Here is a 15,845-nt window from a genome sequence, read left to right as displayed (position 1 = left end):
TGACGATGTCGCGTATCGACCTGCCACCCCAGCCCAACGGCTACAAGGTTCAGTGGTCCTACCTGCCCAAGCAGTTCAGTGCCGACAATATCGAGGAGATCCTCGACCTGTTCCGCAAGTTCGTCCCGACCGGCGACTTCACGCTCGGCAAGCCCGTCGCCGAGTTCGAGGGCAAGTTCGCCGCCATGATCGGCACGCGCCATGCCATCGGCGTCAACTCCGGCACGGATGCCATCAAGCTCGGATTGAAGGCGCTGGGCGTCGGCCCGGGTGACGAGGTCATCACCACGGCCAACACCTTCATCGCCACGGTCGGCGCGATCGGCGAGCTTTTCGCCAAGCCCGTCTTCGTCGACTGCACCGACAATTTCTGCATGGACGTGAGCCAGGTCGAGAGCAGGATCACCAGGAAGACCAAGGCCATCGTGCCGGTCCATCTCGCCGGCCAGATGACCGACATGCCGGCGCTGATGGAGATCGCGAAGCAGCACGACCTCCCGGTCGTCGAGGATTCCTGCCAGTGCATCCTCGGCAACATCGACGGCAGGAATTCCGGCACGTACGGCCGCTCGGGCGCCTTCTCGCTGCACCCGCTCAAGAACCTCAACGTCTGGTCCGACGGCGGCATGATCGTCACCGACGACGACGCCTTCGCCACCGAGCTGCGCCAGCTCCGCAACCACGGCCTCGCCGGGCGCGACAGCGTGGTGCGCATGGGCTGCAACTCGCGGCTGGATTCGATCCAGGCGGTGGTCGGCAACTGGCTGATCCCGCAGGTCCACTTCATCACCGACACCCGCATCAAGAACGCGGCCTACCTCGACAGTGAGCTGAGCAAGATCCCCGGCATCAGGCTGCCGCAGCGCTTCAACAACCGGAAGCTGGTGTTCCACCTCTACATCGTGTTCGCCGAGCGCCGCGACGAGCTGGTGGCGCACTGCAAGAAGGCCGGCGTCGAGGTGAAGGTCCACTATCCGGTGCCGCTCTATCAGCAGGAGGGGCTGCGCCAATACGGCTACAAGAAGGGCGATTTCCCGGTGACGGACCGCCACGCCGCCACAATGATATCCTTCCCTGCGCACGAGCACCTGACCGAGCAGCAGCTCGCCTACACCGTGCAGACGGTCAAAGAGTTCTATGAGGCCTGAGATGGCGAAGCACGACATTCCCTACGTCAATCTTCCGGCCCAGGGCCGCGAGCAGCTCGACGACCTGAAGCGCATCCTCGAGCAGGTGGTGCTCAAGGGCTCGTTCGTGGGCACGCACGACGACCTGGCGTTGCTCGAGAAGCGGCTGGCCGAGTACTGCGGCACCAGCGAGGCGGTGGCGCTCAACTCGGGAACCGACGCGCTGTTCCTCGCCATGAAGGTGGCGGGGATCGGCGAGGGCGACGAGGTCATCACGCCACCCAACTCCTTCGTGGCCTCGACGGCGACGATCGTGCAGGTCGGCGCCAAGCCGGTCTTCGCCGACGTTCTGGCCGACCAGAACATCGACCCGGAGAAGGTCGCGCGCGCGATCACCCCGCGCACCAGGGCGATCATGCCGGTCCACCTGACGGGCCGGGTCTGCCAGATGGACGAGATCATGGATCTCGCGGAGCGCCACGGCCTCGTCGTGATCGAGGACGCCGCCCAGGCGATCGGCTCGATGTACAAGGGCCGGCTGGCCGGATCGATCGGCCATTTCGGCTGCTTCTCGGCCCATCCGCTGAAGAACCTCAATGCGCTGGGCGACGGCGGCTTCGTCACGACCAACGACAGCGCGGCGGCCGATCGCATGCGCCGCCTGCGGGCCCACGGCATGGCCGACCGGCAGACCATCGACGAATGGGGCCTGGTCTCGCGCATGGATACGCTGCAGGCGGCGGTGCTGGGCTATCGCCTCGACAAGCTGCCGGACGTCATCACCAAGCGCCGCGCCAACGCCGCGCTCTACCAGAAGCTCCTGCGCGACGAGCGCGTCTACGTGCCGTCGTGCCGCAACGAGGAGTTCAACACCTTCCACACGTTCGTCATCCAGGTCGACCGGCGCGACGAGCTGCAGGCGCATCTCAGGAGCATCGGGATCAAGACGGCGATCCACTATCCGGTGCCGATCCACCTGCAGCCGGCCGCAAAGTCGCTCGGCCACGAGATGGGCGACTTCCCGATGACCGAGCGGCAGGCCGACCGGATCCTCACCCTGCCGGTCAACCAGTACATGACCGAGGCCGACGTCGAGACGGTGGCGAACGAGGTCCTGGCCTTTGTCAGGCAGTGACGGGCAGGGCGGGGAAAGGCTTGCCGTGACCCGCTGCCACGTCTGCGGTTCGTCGAACGTCGACAGGCTCCCCCAGGACGGAATGCCCTTCCGGCTGGTGTCGTCCGACGTCCAGCCGGTGGTCGGCACGGCCGAGTACCTGCTGTGCCTGAACTGCTCCACCGTGCAGAAGGCGGTGACGGCCGAGTGGCAGGCGATGGCCGACGGCATCTATGCCAGCTACGACATCAACCACCAGAGCCACGGCGCGGAGCCGATGATCTTCGACACCGCGAAGGGCAGCGGCCCGCGGTCGATGATCCTGCTGCGCAACTTCCTCGATCTCGTCGACCTGCCGCGGCAGGGCCGGCTGCTCGACATGGGCTGCTCCAACGGCAACCTGCTCAAGAGCTTCCACGCCCTGCGGCCCGACTGGACGCTTTCCGGCTACGAGCTGGTCGACACCTGGCGCGACACCGTTCTGGCCCTGCCCGGCGTGGAAGCCTTCTACAGCGGTCCCGCACCCGGCTACGAGGGGACGTTCGACGTCGTCTCGGTGTCGCACGTGCTGGAGCATGTGCGCGATCCGGCGGCGTTCCTGCAGGACATCTCCGGACGCCTCGGCCCGAACGGGCGCATCCTCGTGGCGTCGCCCGACCTGCGGCAGAACTCGATCGATCTCGTCATCGCCGACCACTGCACGCACTTCGACGAGCAGAGCCTGTCCTATGTCGTCGACCGGGCGGGGCTCAACGCCGAGCTCCTGTCCTCCCGCCTGCTGCCCAAGGAGCTGGTGGCCGTCCTGGCGCCGCAGGGCACCGCGCGCGCCGCCGCCGCCGCGGATGCGAGCGCCGCGAAGGAGCGGTGCCTGTTCTATTTCCGGCTGCTCGAGGAGGTCAGGTCGGCCGGCCGCGCGGCCGCCGCCGAGAAGCGGCCGTTCGGCATCATGGGCTCGTCGATCGCGGCCTGCTGGATGAAGCTCGAGCTCGCCGGCGCCGTCGATTTCTTCGTCGACGAGGATCCCCATCGTGTCGGGCATACGCTGACGGGATTGCCGATCCTGTCGCCGGCACAGGTGCCGCCCGGCGCGCTGGTCTTCATCCCGATGTCGGTCGCGGTCGCCGAGAAGATCATGGACCGCTGGCGCGACCTGCCGATCGACTTCCGCTTCGTCGCCTCGAACCGGCCGATCTGAGCCGCCCGGGAAGCTGGCCCCGGCGGCGGGCCTGCACTAGGTTGCGGCGTGTTCCCATCCACCCACCTGAACGACGAGCGCAATGACTTCGACCGATCCGACCGCATCGCCCGATGAGCCTGTCCGCAGCGTCGTGCGGCCGGAGACGGGGCTGGGCCAACGCCTGGCCTTCGAGGCCCTCACGCTGGGGGTGGAATATGCCTACATCAGCGCCGTTCCCGGCCATGTCGCCGAGTTCGGCACCATGTCGGGCTCGACGGCGAAGACGATCGCCCACGCCATGGTCGACGGCGACCACCGCTACGCGCTGTCCGAGCGCATGCACGGCATCGACCAGCGCCTGCTCTACCTGTTCGACAGTTTCGAGGGATTTCCCAAGACCAGCAACGCCGTCGACGCGGCCTCGCCCCACGTCGCCACCAACGTCTGGGGGCCCGGCGTGGCGCGCGGCCTGACGGCCGAGGAGCTGCACGGAGAATGCGCGGCGATCATGGGCGGCGACCGAGTCAGGGTCGTGCCCGGCTGGTACAACGAGACCCTGCCGAAGCTGTCGGGCGACCTGCGCTTCGCCCTGGTGAGCGTCGATTGCGATCTCTACGAGAGCACGGCGAGCGTGCTGGAGTACCTGCTGGGCAAGCAGACCTATTCGGACGGTTGTGCGGTCTTCTTCGACGACTGGTACTGCAATCGCGGGTCGCCGGACTTCGGCGAGCAGAAGGCGTGGGCCGACTACACGGCGAAGTACAAGGTCCGCTACACCGACTGGGGACCGTACTCGATCGTCGGGCGCAAGTTCATCCTGCACCGCTGATCGGAAGCGGCCTCGCGGGCGGCCGGCGCGCGACGCGGCTCAGCCGTCCGCGCCGCCGATCGAATCGATGCGGACAAGGACCTGCTGGCGCGCATAGGCGAGGTACGTGTACTTCATGCGCCGCTCCGCCACGAGCTCCTGGAACGCCTTGAACTCGTGCTTCTCCCAGTTCGGGTAGTTGAAGTACTCGTCGAACAGGATGGTGGTGCCGGGAACCATCCGGTCGCCCAGCAGGTCGAAGATCGTCTTGGTCGAGCTGTAGAGGTCGCAGTCGACGTGGATGAAGGCCACGGGCCCCGGGTTGGCCGCGACCCAGGCCGGCAGCGTCGCGTCGAACCAGCCGCGATGGAGCTCGACGTTCGACGGAACGCGCGGCAGGCGGCCGCCGACATCGAAGGCCTTGCGGCCGAGGTTGAAGCCGCCCCAGCCCTCGGGCAGGCCCTCGAAGCTGTCGAAGCCGTGGATCTTGCGGCCGCCGATGCGCTTGGCGATGAAGCGCATCGTGCCGCCGGTGAAGACGCCGAACTCCAGATAGTGACCCTCGACCTTGGTCTCCGAGAGGGCGAAGGCGGTCAGCTCGCGCTGGTTCTCGAAGCCCAGCGCGTCGGGCATGGCACGCTCGACATAGTCGACCGTGCGGTCGAGAGCGCGCAGCGTGCGTTCCCGGGCAGGATGCACGCGGCCGACATCCGCCAGCTGGTAGAACGCGCACACGATCTTGTAGAGCACGTATTTGACGTGGAAGTTGGTCACCAGCATGGAAGCAGTTCACCTTTGAAAAGCGGCAGGCCGGCCCGGCATGACGAACGCGTGGCTCACGGCGGCGATGTCGCGGCCGGACGGGACGCCGCCGGCTTCATCGCCAGCCACAGCAGGCCGCCGGGCAGGGCGACGACGAGCAGCAGCAGGCCGAGCTGCACCGACAGCACGAGGCTGGCACTGGCGGGCACGCCGACCAGGCCGAGAAGGGTGATCATCGCCGTTTCGCGAACCCCCCAGCCGCCGACGGTGATCGGCAGGTTGCCCACGAGCGCGACGGGCTGCATCAGGACGACGCATTCGAGGAACGAGATGTTCATGTTGAGACTGACGGCCATCGCGTAGGTGGCGACCCCGAGTGCAGTCTGGCTGAGGACCGCGACGGCGACCAGCGGAAACGAGGCAGCCGGTCGCAGAAACACCGAGCGGACGGAGCCGCCCAGGTCGGCCAGCAGCCGCAGGGGGCGGAACCGCAGCCATCGCGTGGGCAACCGCTCGAATTGTGCGGCCACGACGATGCCGACCAGGCCGATCATCGAGATCAGGATCGGCGCCAGCATGGTCATCGAGACGCCGGCGCGGGCGAGGAAGGGAGGCGCTGTCAGCAGCACGAGCACGGCGACGGCGACGAGCGCGGCCACGCGGTCGAGGATGACGGAGGTGACGGCCGTCTGTGCGCCGATCTGGCTCCGGTAGGACAGCCAGGCGCGCATGACGTCGCCGCCGATGCCGCCGGGCACCCACGCATTGAAGAAGATGGAGACGTAGAAGAGCTTCAGGGTCTCCAACAGCGGGGGGCGGGCGCCGAGGGAGCGAAGGATGATGAACCAGCGCGTGCCGCCGAGCCCGACCTGCACCACCAGGATGAATCCCGCCAGGGCCACCAGCGGCAGGTTCTGGGTGGCGACGCGCCTCACCGCGGCGGACAGGTCGACGGTCGAGCCGATGTATCCGAGGATCAGGAGCGTCACCGCCACCTTGGCGATCGTGACGAGACCGGCTCCCCTGCGCCGCTGCGTCGTCCGGGTTGCCCCGTCGCCCGCCATCGCGGCATTGCCCTCGTCGCTCAACATCGCAGGTTGCGGTTCATTGCCTCGAAAAGCATGCAGATTGGCCGGCCGAGGCGCGGCCATCGAATGATAGCCGATTCCACTGAAAGCGCCACGGTCGCCATCAAACAATACGCGCCACGCGGGAAACAGCGGCTTCTTGGCGCACCGGCCGCTGATTCGCGGCGTCGAGGGAGCGGTGCCGGGGCGGCCGGCTTGCCCCCTGCCCGGCGCGATGGTAGTGCAACCGTCTGCCCATGCTTGGCGAAGCTACCGGTTCGCGCGCCTCGAACGAGGACGGGCGGCGGGAGCACGGGGTGGCTGGCGGTGCCGGACGCCCTGGGCGGACCCAGGCATCGAGACTCTCAGGGATGTGGTTGGCTGTCGGACAATGCCGCAAATTCCGCGAACGAAGGCCGACAGGGGCGGTGGAGTGTGCTTGCGCTCGTTGAGAAGCTGATCCGGCAGATCCGCTCGCTTCTGGGACTGAATCAGGATCGCGGCGAGCCGATCGAAGCGGCCGCGCCAACCCCACCGCCGAGCCTCGGCAGCCTCGCGAGCGACACCGACGCCCTGATCAAGATCGAGGTGAACGACGGGTGCACGCTCGAGGTCGAAAGGCGCGTCAAGGAGCTTCGCAGGCTCATCCTGCGCGACGCGGTGGTCTACGAGGGAACGGAGGCCGAGCACCAGGCGCTCGACTGGCTCTGGGTCAGCATGCTGCGGCTTGGCCTGTTTTCCGAGCTGCTGCATCTCGTGCGGCGGTTCGACCTGCCGCTTCGACCCGAGGTCAAGACCTTCTCCGAGTTCTGCGAGCGCCAGTACGAGGAAAACCGCCGACGCGGCGAGGCCTATCGCGCCCGGCATCCCGACGAGGACATCTTCACCATGGGATGCATCGTCTGGGGAGCGGAGTATGTCGGCAACTTTCTGAAGTACAATCTCCGCTCGATGCTCTCGCCGGGCAACGTGCCGGCGCTCAGGACCCAGGGCCGGCTGGTGATGAGCATCGTGACTGACGCCGACGGCGAGCGCCGCATGCGCGAGCATCCGGTGTTCCACGAGCTGGCCCGCTACGCCGACGTCGAGTTCACCCTGATTCCGCCCGAGCTGATCGGCATCCTCAGGCAGGGTCACCTGGTCCAGCATTTCTACATCCTCTACGGGATGCTCGATCACTGCTCGATCTACTTCGCGCAGGGCGCGCGCTCTCACCTGTTCATGATTCCCGTCGACGCCATCGTCGCAGACGGATCGCTGAACAACATGGCGAACTACCGGCGCCTCGGCTACGAATGCTGCGGCGGCGGCAACATCGTGGCGGAGACCGAGACGTTCCTGCCGGCGCTCGACAGCCGGTTCGGCGACGAGGGGGCGATCCTCATCTCGACCGAGGATCTGGCGACGCTGGCCGTCGAGCACGCCCACCACTATTTCCGCTCGCAGGTGCTGGCGAGCGAGAATGTCGATTTCGGCAAGCATCCGCGCGAGCTGTTCTGGCCGGTCGAGGGCGGGGGTCGAGATCCACTCCGTGTTCATCCATCCGCTGTTCACCAGTGCCTCGGGCCTCGCGAAGTACAATCGAAAGCACTTCGCCAACGTCGACTACGGCATGATTCCGCGCATGTTCTCGAGCCCGGCGACGATCAAGGTCATGGACCCGCGACAGGCCTACGTGAACAACTTCACCGCCGCGGGACGACGCTACGAGACGATCGGTGGACCGTTCACCGTCGATGACTTCCTGCGCTGCCACGACTACACCTATCCCGTACAGAAGGGGCTTTTCGACCAGCCGCAGATGTTGCCGTGCCGCCTGAACGGTTGGACAATGTACACGGACGTCGCCCAGGACGTGTGCACGATCATCGCGCGATTCGGCGTCGCCGAGGCATCGCAGGAACCGGATCGTCGGCCGCAGGAAAGCCCGTCGTGAGGCAAAGCCGTTCGCCAGTGGAGAGGTCTCGATGAGCGACAGGTTCACCATCAGTCCCGCCGCCGCGCGCTTCCACGACGCCACCGACATCGCCGCGGGCAACATCGGCGGACAGGTACGACATCACCTTCTTCGTCTCGTGCTACAACGAAGAAGAGTTCATCGTGGCCACGCTCGACACCGTGAAGACCGCGATGGAGGAGACGGGCCTCAGCTACGATGTCGTGATCATCGATGACGGCTCGCGCGACCGGTCGCCGGAGCTGGTCCGCGACTACATCGAACGGCATCCCGAGATGGACATCGTCTTCCGGCAGAACAGCCGCAACAAGGGTTGGGCGCAGAATTACATCGATTCGACCTTCATCGGCAAAGGCCGCTACCACCGCGCGATCTGCGGCGACAATTCGGAGATGGTGTCGACGCTGCGTGCCGTCCTGAAGCCGCTGGGGCAGGCCGACATCATCATTCCGTACTACGAGCACGTGCAGGACAAGCCGATGTTCCGGCACATCGTGTCGACGGCCTACACCACGATCGTCAACCTGCTGAGCGGCAACAGGCTGCACTACTACAACGGCCTGCCGATCCACCGGCGCTTCAACGTCATGCGCTACCACCCGGACACGCGCGGCTTCGGCTTCCAGGCCTACATCCTCTGCCTGCTGCTGGGGCAGGGGGCGACCTACAAGGAAGTCGCCCTGTCGGCGCAGGAGCGGCGCGCCGGCTCGTCGAACGCGTTGACCCTGCGGAACCTGCTGTCGGTCACGCACACGCTGAGCGAGATCTGGCTGCGCCGGATGTCGAACCGGGTCTACGGCCGCATCGACGGAGGCCTCGCGGGATCGTCGGAGCCGTGGACGGCGGAGGTCTCGGCGCGCGGTGTCGTCTCGAACTCGCAGCGCGTCGGCTAGGGCCGGCCGATCCCGCGACCCGGCCCGGCGATCATGAACGTTGAGAGCGAACCGTCGGCGGAAGGCTCGCGCGCGCGCCCGTCGCTGATCGGCCAGCTGGCGTTCGTCGGCGGCTTCGCGGCCGTCCTCGCCTTCTTCGGGCTGGTCGACTTCTACGACGCGCATTTCTTCGAGACCGGCTACAGCGCGCTCTACAACGCCCTGCGCGTGGTGTTCGCAGGGTACTTCTTCTGGCTGCTGGCCTATGTCGGCCAGGTCTTCCTGGGCGCGGCCGCGGGCCGCGCAACCGTGGCCGGCATCCCGCTCCACGAGCGCCTGGCCCTGGGGTTCTTTGCCGGTGCCGCGGTCGTCACCGTGGTCATGCTCGCGGCGGGCTATCTCGGACTGTACTGGCGCTGGATCGCGGTCGCGGCCGCGCTGCCGGTCATGGCCCTGTCGTGCCGCGACTTCGTGGCGGCGTGCGGCGAGGCACGGACGTCGATCGGCCGCTTCCTGCGCGAGAGCTCGACGGCCGAGGCGATCCTCGCGGCGGCGATGGTCGTCCTGGTGTTCGTCTGCGGCGCGGCGCTGCTGCTGGTGAAGGGGCTCTATCCGCAGGGGGGCCACGACTACTACCAGCACTACTCGCAGTTCTACACGCTGGTGGTCGAACGCCACGACATCTGGCTCAACGACTTCTGGTATCAATACTACTACTCGAAGGGCCTCGGCGTGACGTTCCTGGGCATGCTGCTCAGCGACGCGCTGGCGCCCTCCCTCGTCGCCTTCTGCTTCGCCTGCGCGGGAGCGCTCGCCCTGTTCTCGCTGGTCGACCGGTTCTGTTCGCGAACCGTCTGGCCGTGGGTGGCCGTGGCGCTCTACCTCGCCCTCGACGTGCATACGCTCGGAACCGGCTTCTATGCGGCCAACGGAGGCTGGGGGCATTTCCAGAAGCCGCACGAGCTCAACGCTCCGTTGCTCCTGGGCATCCTCTGGATGAGCGTCGGCATGGTCCGCGCCACGGGGTTGGAGCGGCGCGCCTGGTGGGCGGCGGCGGCCGCGTGCGCGGTCATCGCGCCCTACCTGCTGGTCATCTCCGCGGCGATCGTCGGGCTGTTCGCGGTCGTGGCGACCGTGGTGTTCTTCTTCCTCGACCGGGCCAGCGCAAGGAGCTTCTTCGGCCTTGCCGTCGCCGCCGGCTGCGGACTGGCGTCGGTCCTCGTGCTGAACTACGTGACCACTTCCATCCCGTCGGATATCGGGCTCGAGATCTGGTGGCCGATCATCGACTTCCACGCACTCGACAAGGCGGGAATCCTGTACGACATCGTCAACGCCGCCTACCGGCGGACCGACGCGGTGGCGCGCGGCGTGTCCTTCCGCGGCTTCGACATGCTCGACTTCGTGCGCAACGCCTCGCGCCTAGACATCCTGGCGACCTTTGCCTGGGGCGGCCTGGCAGGCCTCGCGGCCTGGCTGGTCGGGCGGGCGGTGCTGCGGCGGCGCGCGACGGCGGACGCGACCGCCGCGGACGCCTCGAACCGCGTCGCCGGGGCGCTGGTGCTCGCCTTCGTGGCATCGATCGGCGCGGTCACGATCACGGTCGGCGCGTCGGAGCCGGTGTCCTACGTCCGGGCGAGCTCGTTCATGCTGCCGCTCACGATCGCGCTGGCGGCGATCGCCTGGCAATTCGCCCTGGCCGGGGCCGACTGGCGGGGGGTGGGGCGCATCGTGCTGGGCGCCGTCGTCCCGGTGGCGCTTGCCGCGGTGACCCTCGTGCAGGCCTACGAGAGCCAGAAGAAGACGCTGACGGTGGTGATGGCCACGGCCATCCGCTTCGCCGACGGCCGCTACAGCATATTCGACGCCTATCGCGACCAGTCGGGCTGGCCGGCGCTGCCCGATTCGACGGCGATCTATCCCGGCATGCACGAAGCCTGGAAGAGCATCGGGCCGGGCCGGCGGCTGTGGACCTTCAACGTCCACACCTACTGCATGCTGCCGGGCTGCCGGGCCGAATCGCACATCTCGTCGCGGCTGTCGCCCCGCCGTACCGAGATCCTGTACGGATCACCGGAGGTCGCGCGCAAGGTGCTGCAGGAAGAAGGGCTCCACTACTTCTTCATCGCCACGCGGCGCGACATCCGCGATCCGATGATCTGCACGCCGCTCTTTTCCCCGGACACGATCCGGGACTATCTTGGCGTCAAGTGGAGCGACGGCACGGATGCCCTGCTGACCTGGAAGGGACCCGGCATCGCGCCGCTCTCGCAGGAGTGGGTGGACAAATATCGCAAGGCTCTCAAGGACAGCCCGAACACGCCGGACTGCAGCGGCGAGGGGCCAGCCTTCAGCCATGTCGGACGGCGCATCCACGACGAGGTCGTGAAGGGCAAGCGCTGGGGGCACGACATCGAGCGGCCGAAGTGAGACTCGAGGGTGCCGGAAGGCGGGACAGGGATGACTGAAAGGGGAGACAGCGCGGATACGGCGATCTGGGGCGATGCGAGTCCCGGTTCTCTGCCGACCCGGGTCGCGAAGCGTCAACGCCGGGCGATGTTCGAGCGGTTCGTCAGCGCCCTCGCGCCCTCGCGCGACGACCAGATGCTCGATGTCGGGGTCACCAGCGACCGGCTGCACGACCATTCCAACTATTTCGAGGCGTGGTATCCCCACAAGGATCGCATCGTCGCGGCCGGGCTGGAGGATGCCTCCTTCCTCGAGGAAGCCTATCCCGGCGTCCGCTTCGTCCAGGCCGACGCCCGCGACCTGCCGTTCGACGATGGCAGCTACGACTACGTGCATTCCAGCGCCGTCATCGAGCATGTCGGCAGCCAGCAGCAGCAGGTCGCGTTCCTCAAGGAACTGTGGCGTGTCGCCCGGCGCGGCATCTTCGTGACGACGCCCAACCGCTGGTTCCCGATCGAGGTCCATACGGTGCTGCCCCTGATCCACTGGCTGCCGCCGTCGACGTTCCGCGGCATCCTGCGCGGCCTCGGGCGGGATTTCTTCGCCGACGAGGCGAACCTCAACCTGATGTCGGCATCGTCGTTCGGCGCTGCCGCCCGTGCTGCGGGCATCGGCAGCTTCCGCATCGAGACGGTGTCGCTCGTCGGCTGGCCGTCGAACCTGCTGCTGATCGCCCGGAAGGGATCGTGACGTGAAGCCTTCTTGGACAGTCGAAAGCCAGGCGAAGTTCGCCGCCTCGTTCGCGCGGACCAACTACCGGTTCCGCTATTTCAACCTGGTGCTGGAGACCGGCGGCGACGTGATCGACGTGGTGTTCAACTACAAGGACCTGGCGCACCTGAAGGTCGTGCACAACACGTTCGACATCTTCTATTCCCACATCAGCGACGACGTGCAGAGCTGCGTGGTGATGCAGAGGCTGTTCGGCCTGAATTTCCCGCTCACCCATCTCGCGCTGCAGCTCGCCGAGAACCGGCTGTTCTTCCACGATTCCTTCCTCAACGTGCTGCTGACCAGCGAGGTCGTGGCCGATCCGCTCGCCGATCATCGCGTCAGGGTGACGACGACCTACGGCATCGGGGCGCCGAGACTGCTCTTGCCGATCGTCTTCCCGGTCCTGAAGTGGCTGCTGACGCGGAACTACCACGTCCTCATGGAGGGCGACGTTCCGATGCGGGACCGCCGCGGTGAGCTTCGGCGCTGGGGCATGCGCCTGCCCATGACGAGCTACCCGTTCCAGGACACGCTCGACCTCACCGCCCGCCACGTCGTCCCGACCGAGCAGGTCGCGGTGCCGGAGCCGGCCTCGATCCCGCTCGCATCGCTGTCCCCCGGCGTGCCGATCCTGTTCGGCCGCAGCGACAATTACGGCTTGCAGGTCGTGCGGCGCGACGATGTGATCGAGATCTTCCCGCGCATGTGCCCGCACGAGGGCGCCTGCCTCGACCAGAAGGAATTCAAGGCGAGCAGCCTGTCGTGCTGCTGGCACGGGCGCCGGTTCGGACCGATCGTCCGGTTCCCCCTGAGCGAAGGGCCGTCGGCATTCGCCGGTCCGTTCCATCGCTTCGTCGTGACCGGCAGCGAGCTCAGGATCGAACCCGTCGCACTCAGCGAGAAGACGGCGCAGGCGGATTGGACAACGGCCGTCCGACGGACGGCATCTTGATGCGCGACGTCGAATGGCTGCCGCAGGAAAGGCGGCGCCAGAAAATCTTCGACCTCTACCTTGTTGCCGTGCAGGCCTCCATGAAGGGCGGCGCGTCGGAGTGGTGGCGGCATGCCGTGGGCTACGACGAGACTTCCGATCCCGTCCAGGTCATGCCGCAGCTGAAGGATTTCTGCATCCGTCAGCTCCTGCACGAGACGGGCGACCTCCGGAGCTTCCTGCGCATCTACGGCGTCCTTGCCGAGGAAGGCTTCCTCGAAGGCGACGTGCGCGGCCATTTCCTGCTCGAACTGGTACGCTACCTCGTCGACGCCCTGGAGGCCGCCGATCGAGCCGCCGCCGAGCGACGCAAGTCCCCCTTCATGCGCTACGTCGCCAGCATCGCCGGCGGAGCGCGCGAGTATGACTGGCTTGGCCGACGGCTTCCGGCCCTCCTCGGCGTCGTCCTGTTCGACGGTCCGTCGACCGAGAACTTCTTCGAGTTCGGCGTGTCGTCGCTCAATGGCGACGACCTGAAGGCGCTGTGCCGCAAGCGCGCCGTGGCCCTTCACGTCTTCCATCGGGAACACGACCTGGCCGGGCTGCAGGCGCGCTTCGACGGCTACGCGCTTCCCTGCGACATCGTCTACCGGCCGATCCCGGAGGATCTGGCGCGGCGCGCCGAGGGCGTGCCGGGACCCGAGACCGAATGGCTGCTGGGCGCGCTGCAATGCCTGCTGCTGCTCGAGGCGAGGCGCCAGAGGGCTGACTTCCACGGCATCAATCCCAACGGGCTGTATGGAACCGGCTACTTCGACGGGCTTTCCCGGCTGCGGCGGCGCGGGGTCGACGCAGTGTTGCTCGCGTCGGTCTATGCAATGAAACAGCAGGTGCGCGAGCATCTGGCGCCGTTCTGGCGTAACAAGTCGCTCGTCGTCCCGCCGGCAGAGCTGATGGGCATCGGCCTGCACGGCCGGGAGCCGGTCGACGGGCTGAAGGTGATCCGCGACAATGGCTACTTCGGCGGACCGATGGCGCATTTTCAGCTGGCCTTGGAGCAGGAGAACGGCGTCGAGCTTCACAGCACGCAGCACGAGATCGCCTTCCTGTCGTATCGCGCGCTCGAGCGGATGCCGGACCGTTTCTTCATGAAGCCGTCGACCGACGTCGACCGGATGTTGCCGGCCGCGTCGCAGCCGCACTTCGCGGGCCGGGACGATGGACTGGCCATCGTCGATCTCGGCAACCACAAGGACGTGAAGAGCGAAGCCGACATCGACTTCGCCGATTTCACCGAGGGGATGCTCGATTCGCTGCGTCCCCGTCAGGCCGACTATTTCCGCCAGCCGGTGTCGCTGCCGGTCGTGCGCGCCCAGCCCGCGCCGTGGCAGGTTCGGCCGGAGCTGGCGACCCGGATGGCGTCGATCTTCGAGCCGCTCGCAAAGATGGCCTCGGCACCGAAGGCCGGGCAGGCGCTCACGGCATTGAGCACCCTGCACCAGCTGGAGATGTCGGACTACGGCATCGACGACATGGCGTCCGTGATCGCCGAGGGCCGTCGCATCCTGGCCATGGCCCGGTCGGCCGATGTCGCGCTCGACGATGCGCAGCGCCGGGACCTGATCCGCGCGGCGCTCAACTTCGATTCCTTCGAGGACGCGGTGGCCCTCGCGCGGTCGGGTGGGGCCGGCACGGCCTTCATCGACGACTTCCTGTCCCTGACCAGCAGCCTCAGGACCGTCAACGAGGCGCACGCCAAGAGAATGCTGGTGACTTTCCGCAGACGGCACGTCTCCGTCGTCGGAACGATCGTCTGGGGCGAAAGCTTCGTCGACAAGTTCATGAACTACTGCCTGCCGTCGCTGCTCGCGCCGGGGAACATTCCGGCGCTGGCTAAGAAGGGCAGCGCGGTCGTGTCGATCGTGACGACGGAGGCCGATCGCGACCGCATGATCACCCATCCGGCATTCGCGCGCCTCAAGGAGGTCGCGGAGCCGGTCTTCACCTGCTTTCCGGCGGAGTTCCTGCGGCGGCGCGAGGAAGACGGGTACAACTTCTATTTCTTCTACGGCCTCCTCGACCATCAGAACATCTTCCTCGCCAAGGCCCTCGCGGCGGATCTCTATCTGCTGCCGATCGACTGCGTGTACTCGTCCGAGACGCTGGCCAACTTCAGTGCGTACCTGACCGACTGGGACGGCGCCTCGATCGGGGCCCTCGAATGCGACGAAGCCTCGATGAAGGCGTGGCTGGACGCGAAGCCCGGCCGTCGGCCCGACGTGCTGGAGGTCTCGGGCGAGGCGCTGATCGAGGGCGCCGCCGAGCGGCCGGACCGCTACTTCCGGTCGATGGTCATGAACCCGGACAACATCCAGTTCTGCGCCCATCCCCGCGAGCTGGTCTGGCCGTTCGCCGACGGCATGGCGATCCATTCGGTCTACATGCATCCGCTTTCGGTCTCCGCCCGCATGCTGGCGCGGCCGTTCCATCTCCATCACGAGAATGTCGACTACGCCACGCTGCCCCGCCTCCTGCAGGGCGACGGCCGTCTGAAGATCATCGAGGACGGGCGCGAGGCGACGCTGGCCCATTTCGGAGCGCCGCCGACCCGCAACGCCTATCTGGAGGGCGGCTTCTCCATCAAGTCGTTCATCGAGGCCCACCGGTACGACTATGCCGTCCACCGGCGCTTCTTCCCGCACCGGCAGTTCTTCCCCTGCGCACGGGTCCCGTATGCGCCGTCGACCGCCTATGCCGAAGAGGTCGCGCTCATTCAGGGTGCACTGCGGCGAAACGGCATATGAAGGGCGCTGGCATGAAGGCGCGGGTCCGGTCGCGCGATCGTTC

General features: G+C 67.0%; 13 protein-coding genes. 11 read left to right on the top strand and 2 right to left on the bottom strand.

Translation table 11 applies throughout. The features are described 5' to 3' along the window. Positions 1–5 precede the first annotated feature (5 nt). The 4 genes from ACO073_RS19580 to ACO073_RS19565 all read left to right on the top strand — a co-directional run bounded on the left by ACO073_RS19580 (position 6) and on the right by ACO073_RS19565 (position 4,247). Entirely contained in the window at positions 6–1,148 is a 1,143-nt protein-coding gene (locus ACO073_RS19580; protein WP_421999510.1) for a DegT/DnrJ/EryC1/StrS family aminotransferase, read from the top strand. 1 nt (position 1,149) lies between these two features. Continuing rightward, complete coding sequence (locus ACO073_RS19575) at positions 1,150–2,262, top strand: DegT/DnrJ/EryC1/StrS family aminotransferase (protein ID WP_421999508.1); 1,113 nt, start codon at positions 1,150–1,152, stop codon at positions 2,260–2,262. Between the two features lie 25 nt (positions 2,263–2,287). Then, positions 2,288–3,436 carry a class I SAM-dependent methyltransferase gene (locus ACO073_RS19570; protein WP_421999507.1) on the top strand — a complete coding sequence of 383 codons (1,149 nt, stop codon included), beginning with the start codon at positions 2,288–2,290 and terminating at the stop codon, positions 3,434–3,436. A gap of 82 nt (positions 3,437–3,518) precedes the next feature. Next, positions 3,519–4,247, top strand: coding sequence for a TylF/MycF/NovP-related O-methyltransferase (locus ACO073_RS19565; protein ID WP_421999506.1), 729 nt, complete (start codon positions 3,519–3,521; stop codon positions 4,245–4,247). A gap of 39 nt (positions 4,248–4,286) precedes the next feature. Here ACO073_RS19565 and ACO073_RS19560 read toward each other — a convergent pair whose 3' ends face one another. Next, positions 4,287–5,006 (bottom strand): class I SAM-dependent methyltransferase, encoded by a 720-nt coding sequence (locus ACO073_RS19560; protein ID WP_421999504.1) that lies wholly within the window; start codon positions 5,004–5,006, stop codon positions 4,287–4,289. A gap of 56 nt (positions 5,007–5,062) precedes the next feature. Continuing rightward, positions 5,063–6,079, bottom strand: a complete 1,017-nt coding sequence (locus ACO073_RS19555) for a lysylphosphatidylglycerol synthase transmembrane domain-containing protein (protein ID WP_421999502.1) — start codon at positions 6,077–6,079, stop codon at positions 5,063–5,065. Positions 6,080–6,382: 303 nt separating this feature from the next. Here ACO073_RS19555 and ACO073_RS19550 point away from each other — a divergent pair, with 303 nt between their 5' ends. From ACO073_RS19550 to ACO073_RS19520, 7 genes are all read left to right on the top strand, one after another. Continuing rightward, complete coding sequence (locus ACO073_RS19550) at positions 6,383–7,795, top strand: hypothetical protein (protein ID WP_421999501.1); 1,413 nt, start codon at positions 6,383–6,385, stop codon at positions 7,793–7,795. Beyond that, positions 7,731–7,991, top strand: a complete 261-nt coding sequence (locus tag ACO073_RS19545) for a hypothetical protein (protein WP_421999500.1) — start codon at positions 7,731–7,733, stop codon at positions 7,989–7,991. The genes ACO073_RS19550 and ACO073_RS19545 overlap by 65 nt, the downstream gene beginning before the upstream one ends. Positions 7,992–8,113: 122 nt before the next feature. Continuing rightward, the gene (locus ACO073_RS19540) at positions 8,114–8,905 is read left to right on the top strand and encodes a glycosyltransferase (RefSeq protein ID WP_422002183.1); all 792 of its coding nucleotides are present in this window, start codon (positions 8,114–8,116) and stop codon (positions 8,903–8,905) included. Between the two features lie 33 nt (positions 8,906–8,938). Beyond that, positions 8,939–11,314 (top strand): hypothetical protein, encoded by a 2,376-nt coding sequence (locus tag ACO073_RS19535; protein WP_421999498.1) that lies wholly within the window; start codon positions 8,939–8,941, stop codon positions 11,312–11,314. A 126-nt stretch (positions 11,315–11,440) separates the two neighbouring features. Beyond that, positions 11,441–12,043, top strand: a complete 603-nt coding sequence (locus ACO073_RS19530) for a class I SAM-dependent methyltransferase (RefSeq protein WP_421999496.1) — start codon at positions 11,441–11,443, stop codon at positions 12,041–12,043. A 1-nt stretch (position 12,044) separates the two neighbouring features. Then, complete coding sequence (locus ACO073_RS19525; RefSeq protein WP_421999494.1) at positions 12,045–13,019, top strand: Rieske 2Fe-2S domain-containing protein; 975 nt, start codon at positions 12,045–12,047, stop codon at positions 13,017–13,019. Then, a complete protein-coding gene (locus ACO073_RS19520; RefSeq protein WP_421999492.1) occupies positions 13,019–15,802 on the top strand; it encodes a hypothetical protein in 2,784 nt (927 codons plus the stop codon). Before ACO073_RS19525 ends, ACO073_RS19520 begins: the two co-directional genes overlap by 1 nt. The last annotated feature ends 43 nt before the right edge of the window (positions 15,803–15,845 follow it).

The sequence above is a fragment of the Reyranella sp. genome, assembly GCF_965229815.1.
Taxonomy (GTDB): Bacteria; Pseudomonadota; Alphaproteobacteria; order Reyranellales; family Reyranellaceae; genus Reyranella.
This window is presented reverse-complemented; position numbering and strand designations above follow the sequence as displayed.

Excerpts from the sequence above, each read along its gene's own strand:
- ACO073_RS19560 (WP_421999504.1), bottom strand. The coding sequence starts at position 5,006 with ATGCTGGTGACCAACTTCCACGTCAAATACGTGCTCTACAAGATCGTG.
- ACO073_RS19575 (WP_421999508.1), top strand. The coding sequence starts at position 1,150 with ATGGCGAAGCACGACATTCCCTACGTCAATCTTCCGGCCCAGGGCCGC.
- ACO073_RS19555 (WP_421999502.1), bottom strand. The coding sequence starts at position 6,079 with ATGTTGAGCGACGAGGGCAATGCCGCGATGGCGGGCGACGGGGCAACC.
- ACO073_RS19530 (WP_421999496.1), top strand. The coding sequence starts at position 11,441 with ATGTTCGAGCGGTTCGTCAGCGCCCTCGCGCCCTCGCGCGACGACCAG.
- ACO073_RS19535 (WP_421999498.1), top strand. The coding sequence starts at position 8,939 with ATGAACGTTGAGAGCGAACCGTCGGCGGAAGGCTCGCGCGCGCGCCCG.
- ACO073_RS19565 (WP_421999506.1), top strand. The coding sequence starts at position 3,519 with ATGACTTCGACCGATCCGACCGCATCGCCCGATGAGCCTGTCCGCAGC.
- ACO073_RS19520 (WP_421999492.1), top strand. The coding sequence starts at position 13,019 with ATGCGCGACGTCGAATGGCTGCCGCAGGAAAGGCGGCGCCAGAAAATC.
- ACO073_RS19580 (WP_421999510.1), top strand. The coding sequence starts at position 6 with ATGTCGCGTATCGACCTGCCACCCCAGCCCAACGGCTACAAGGTTCAG.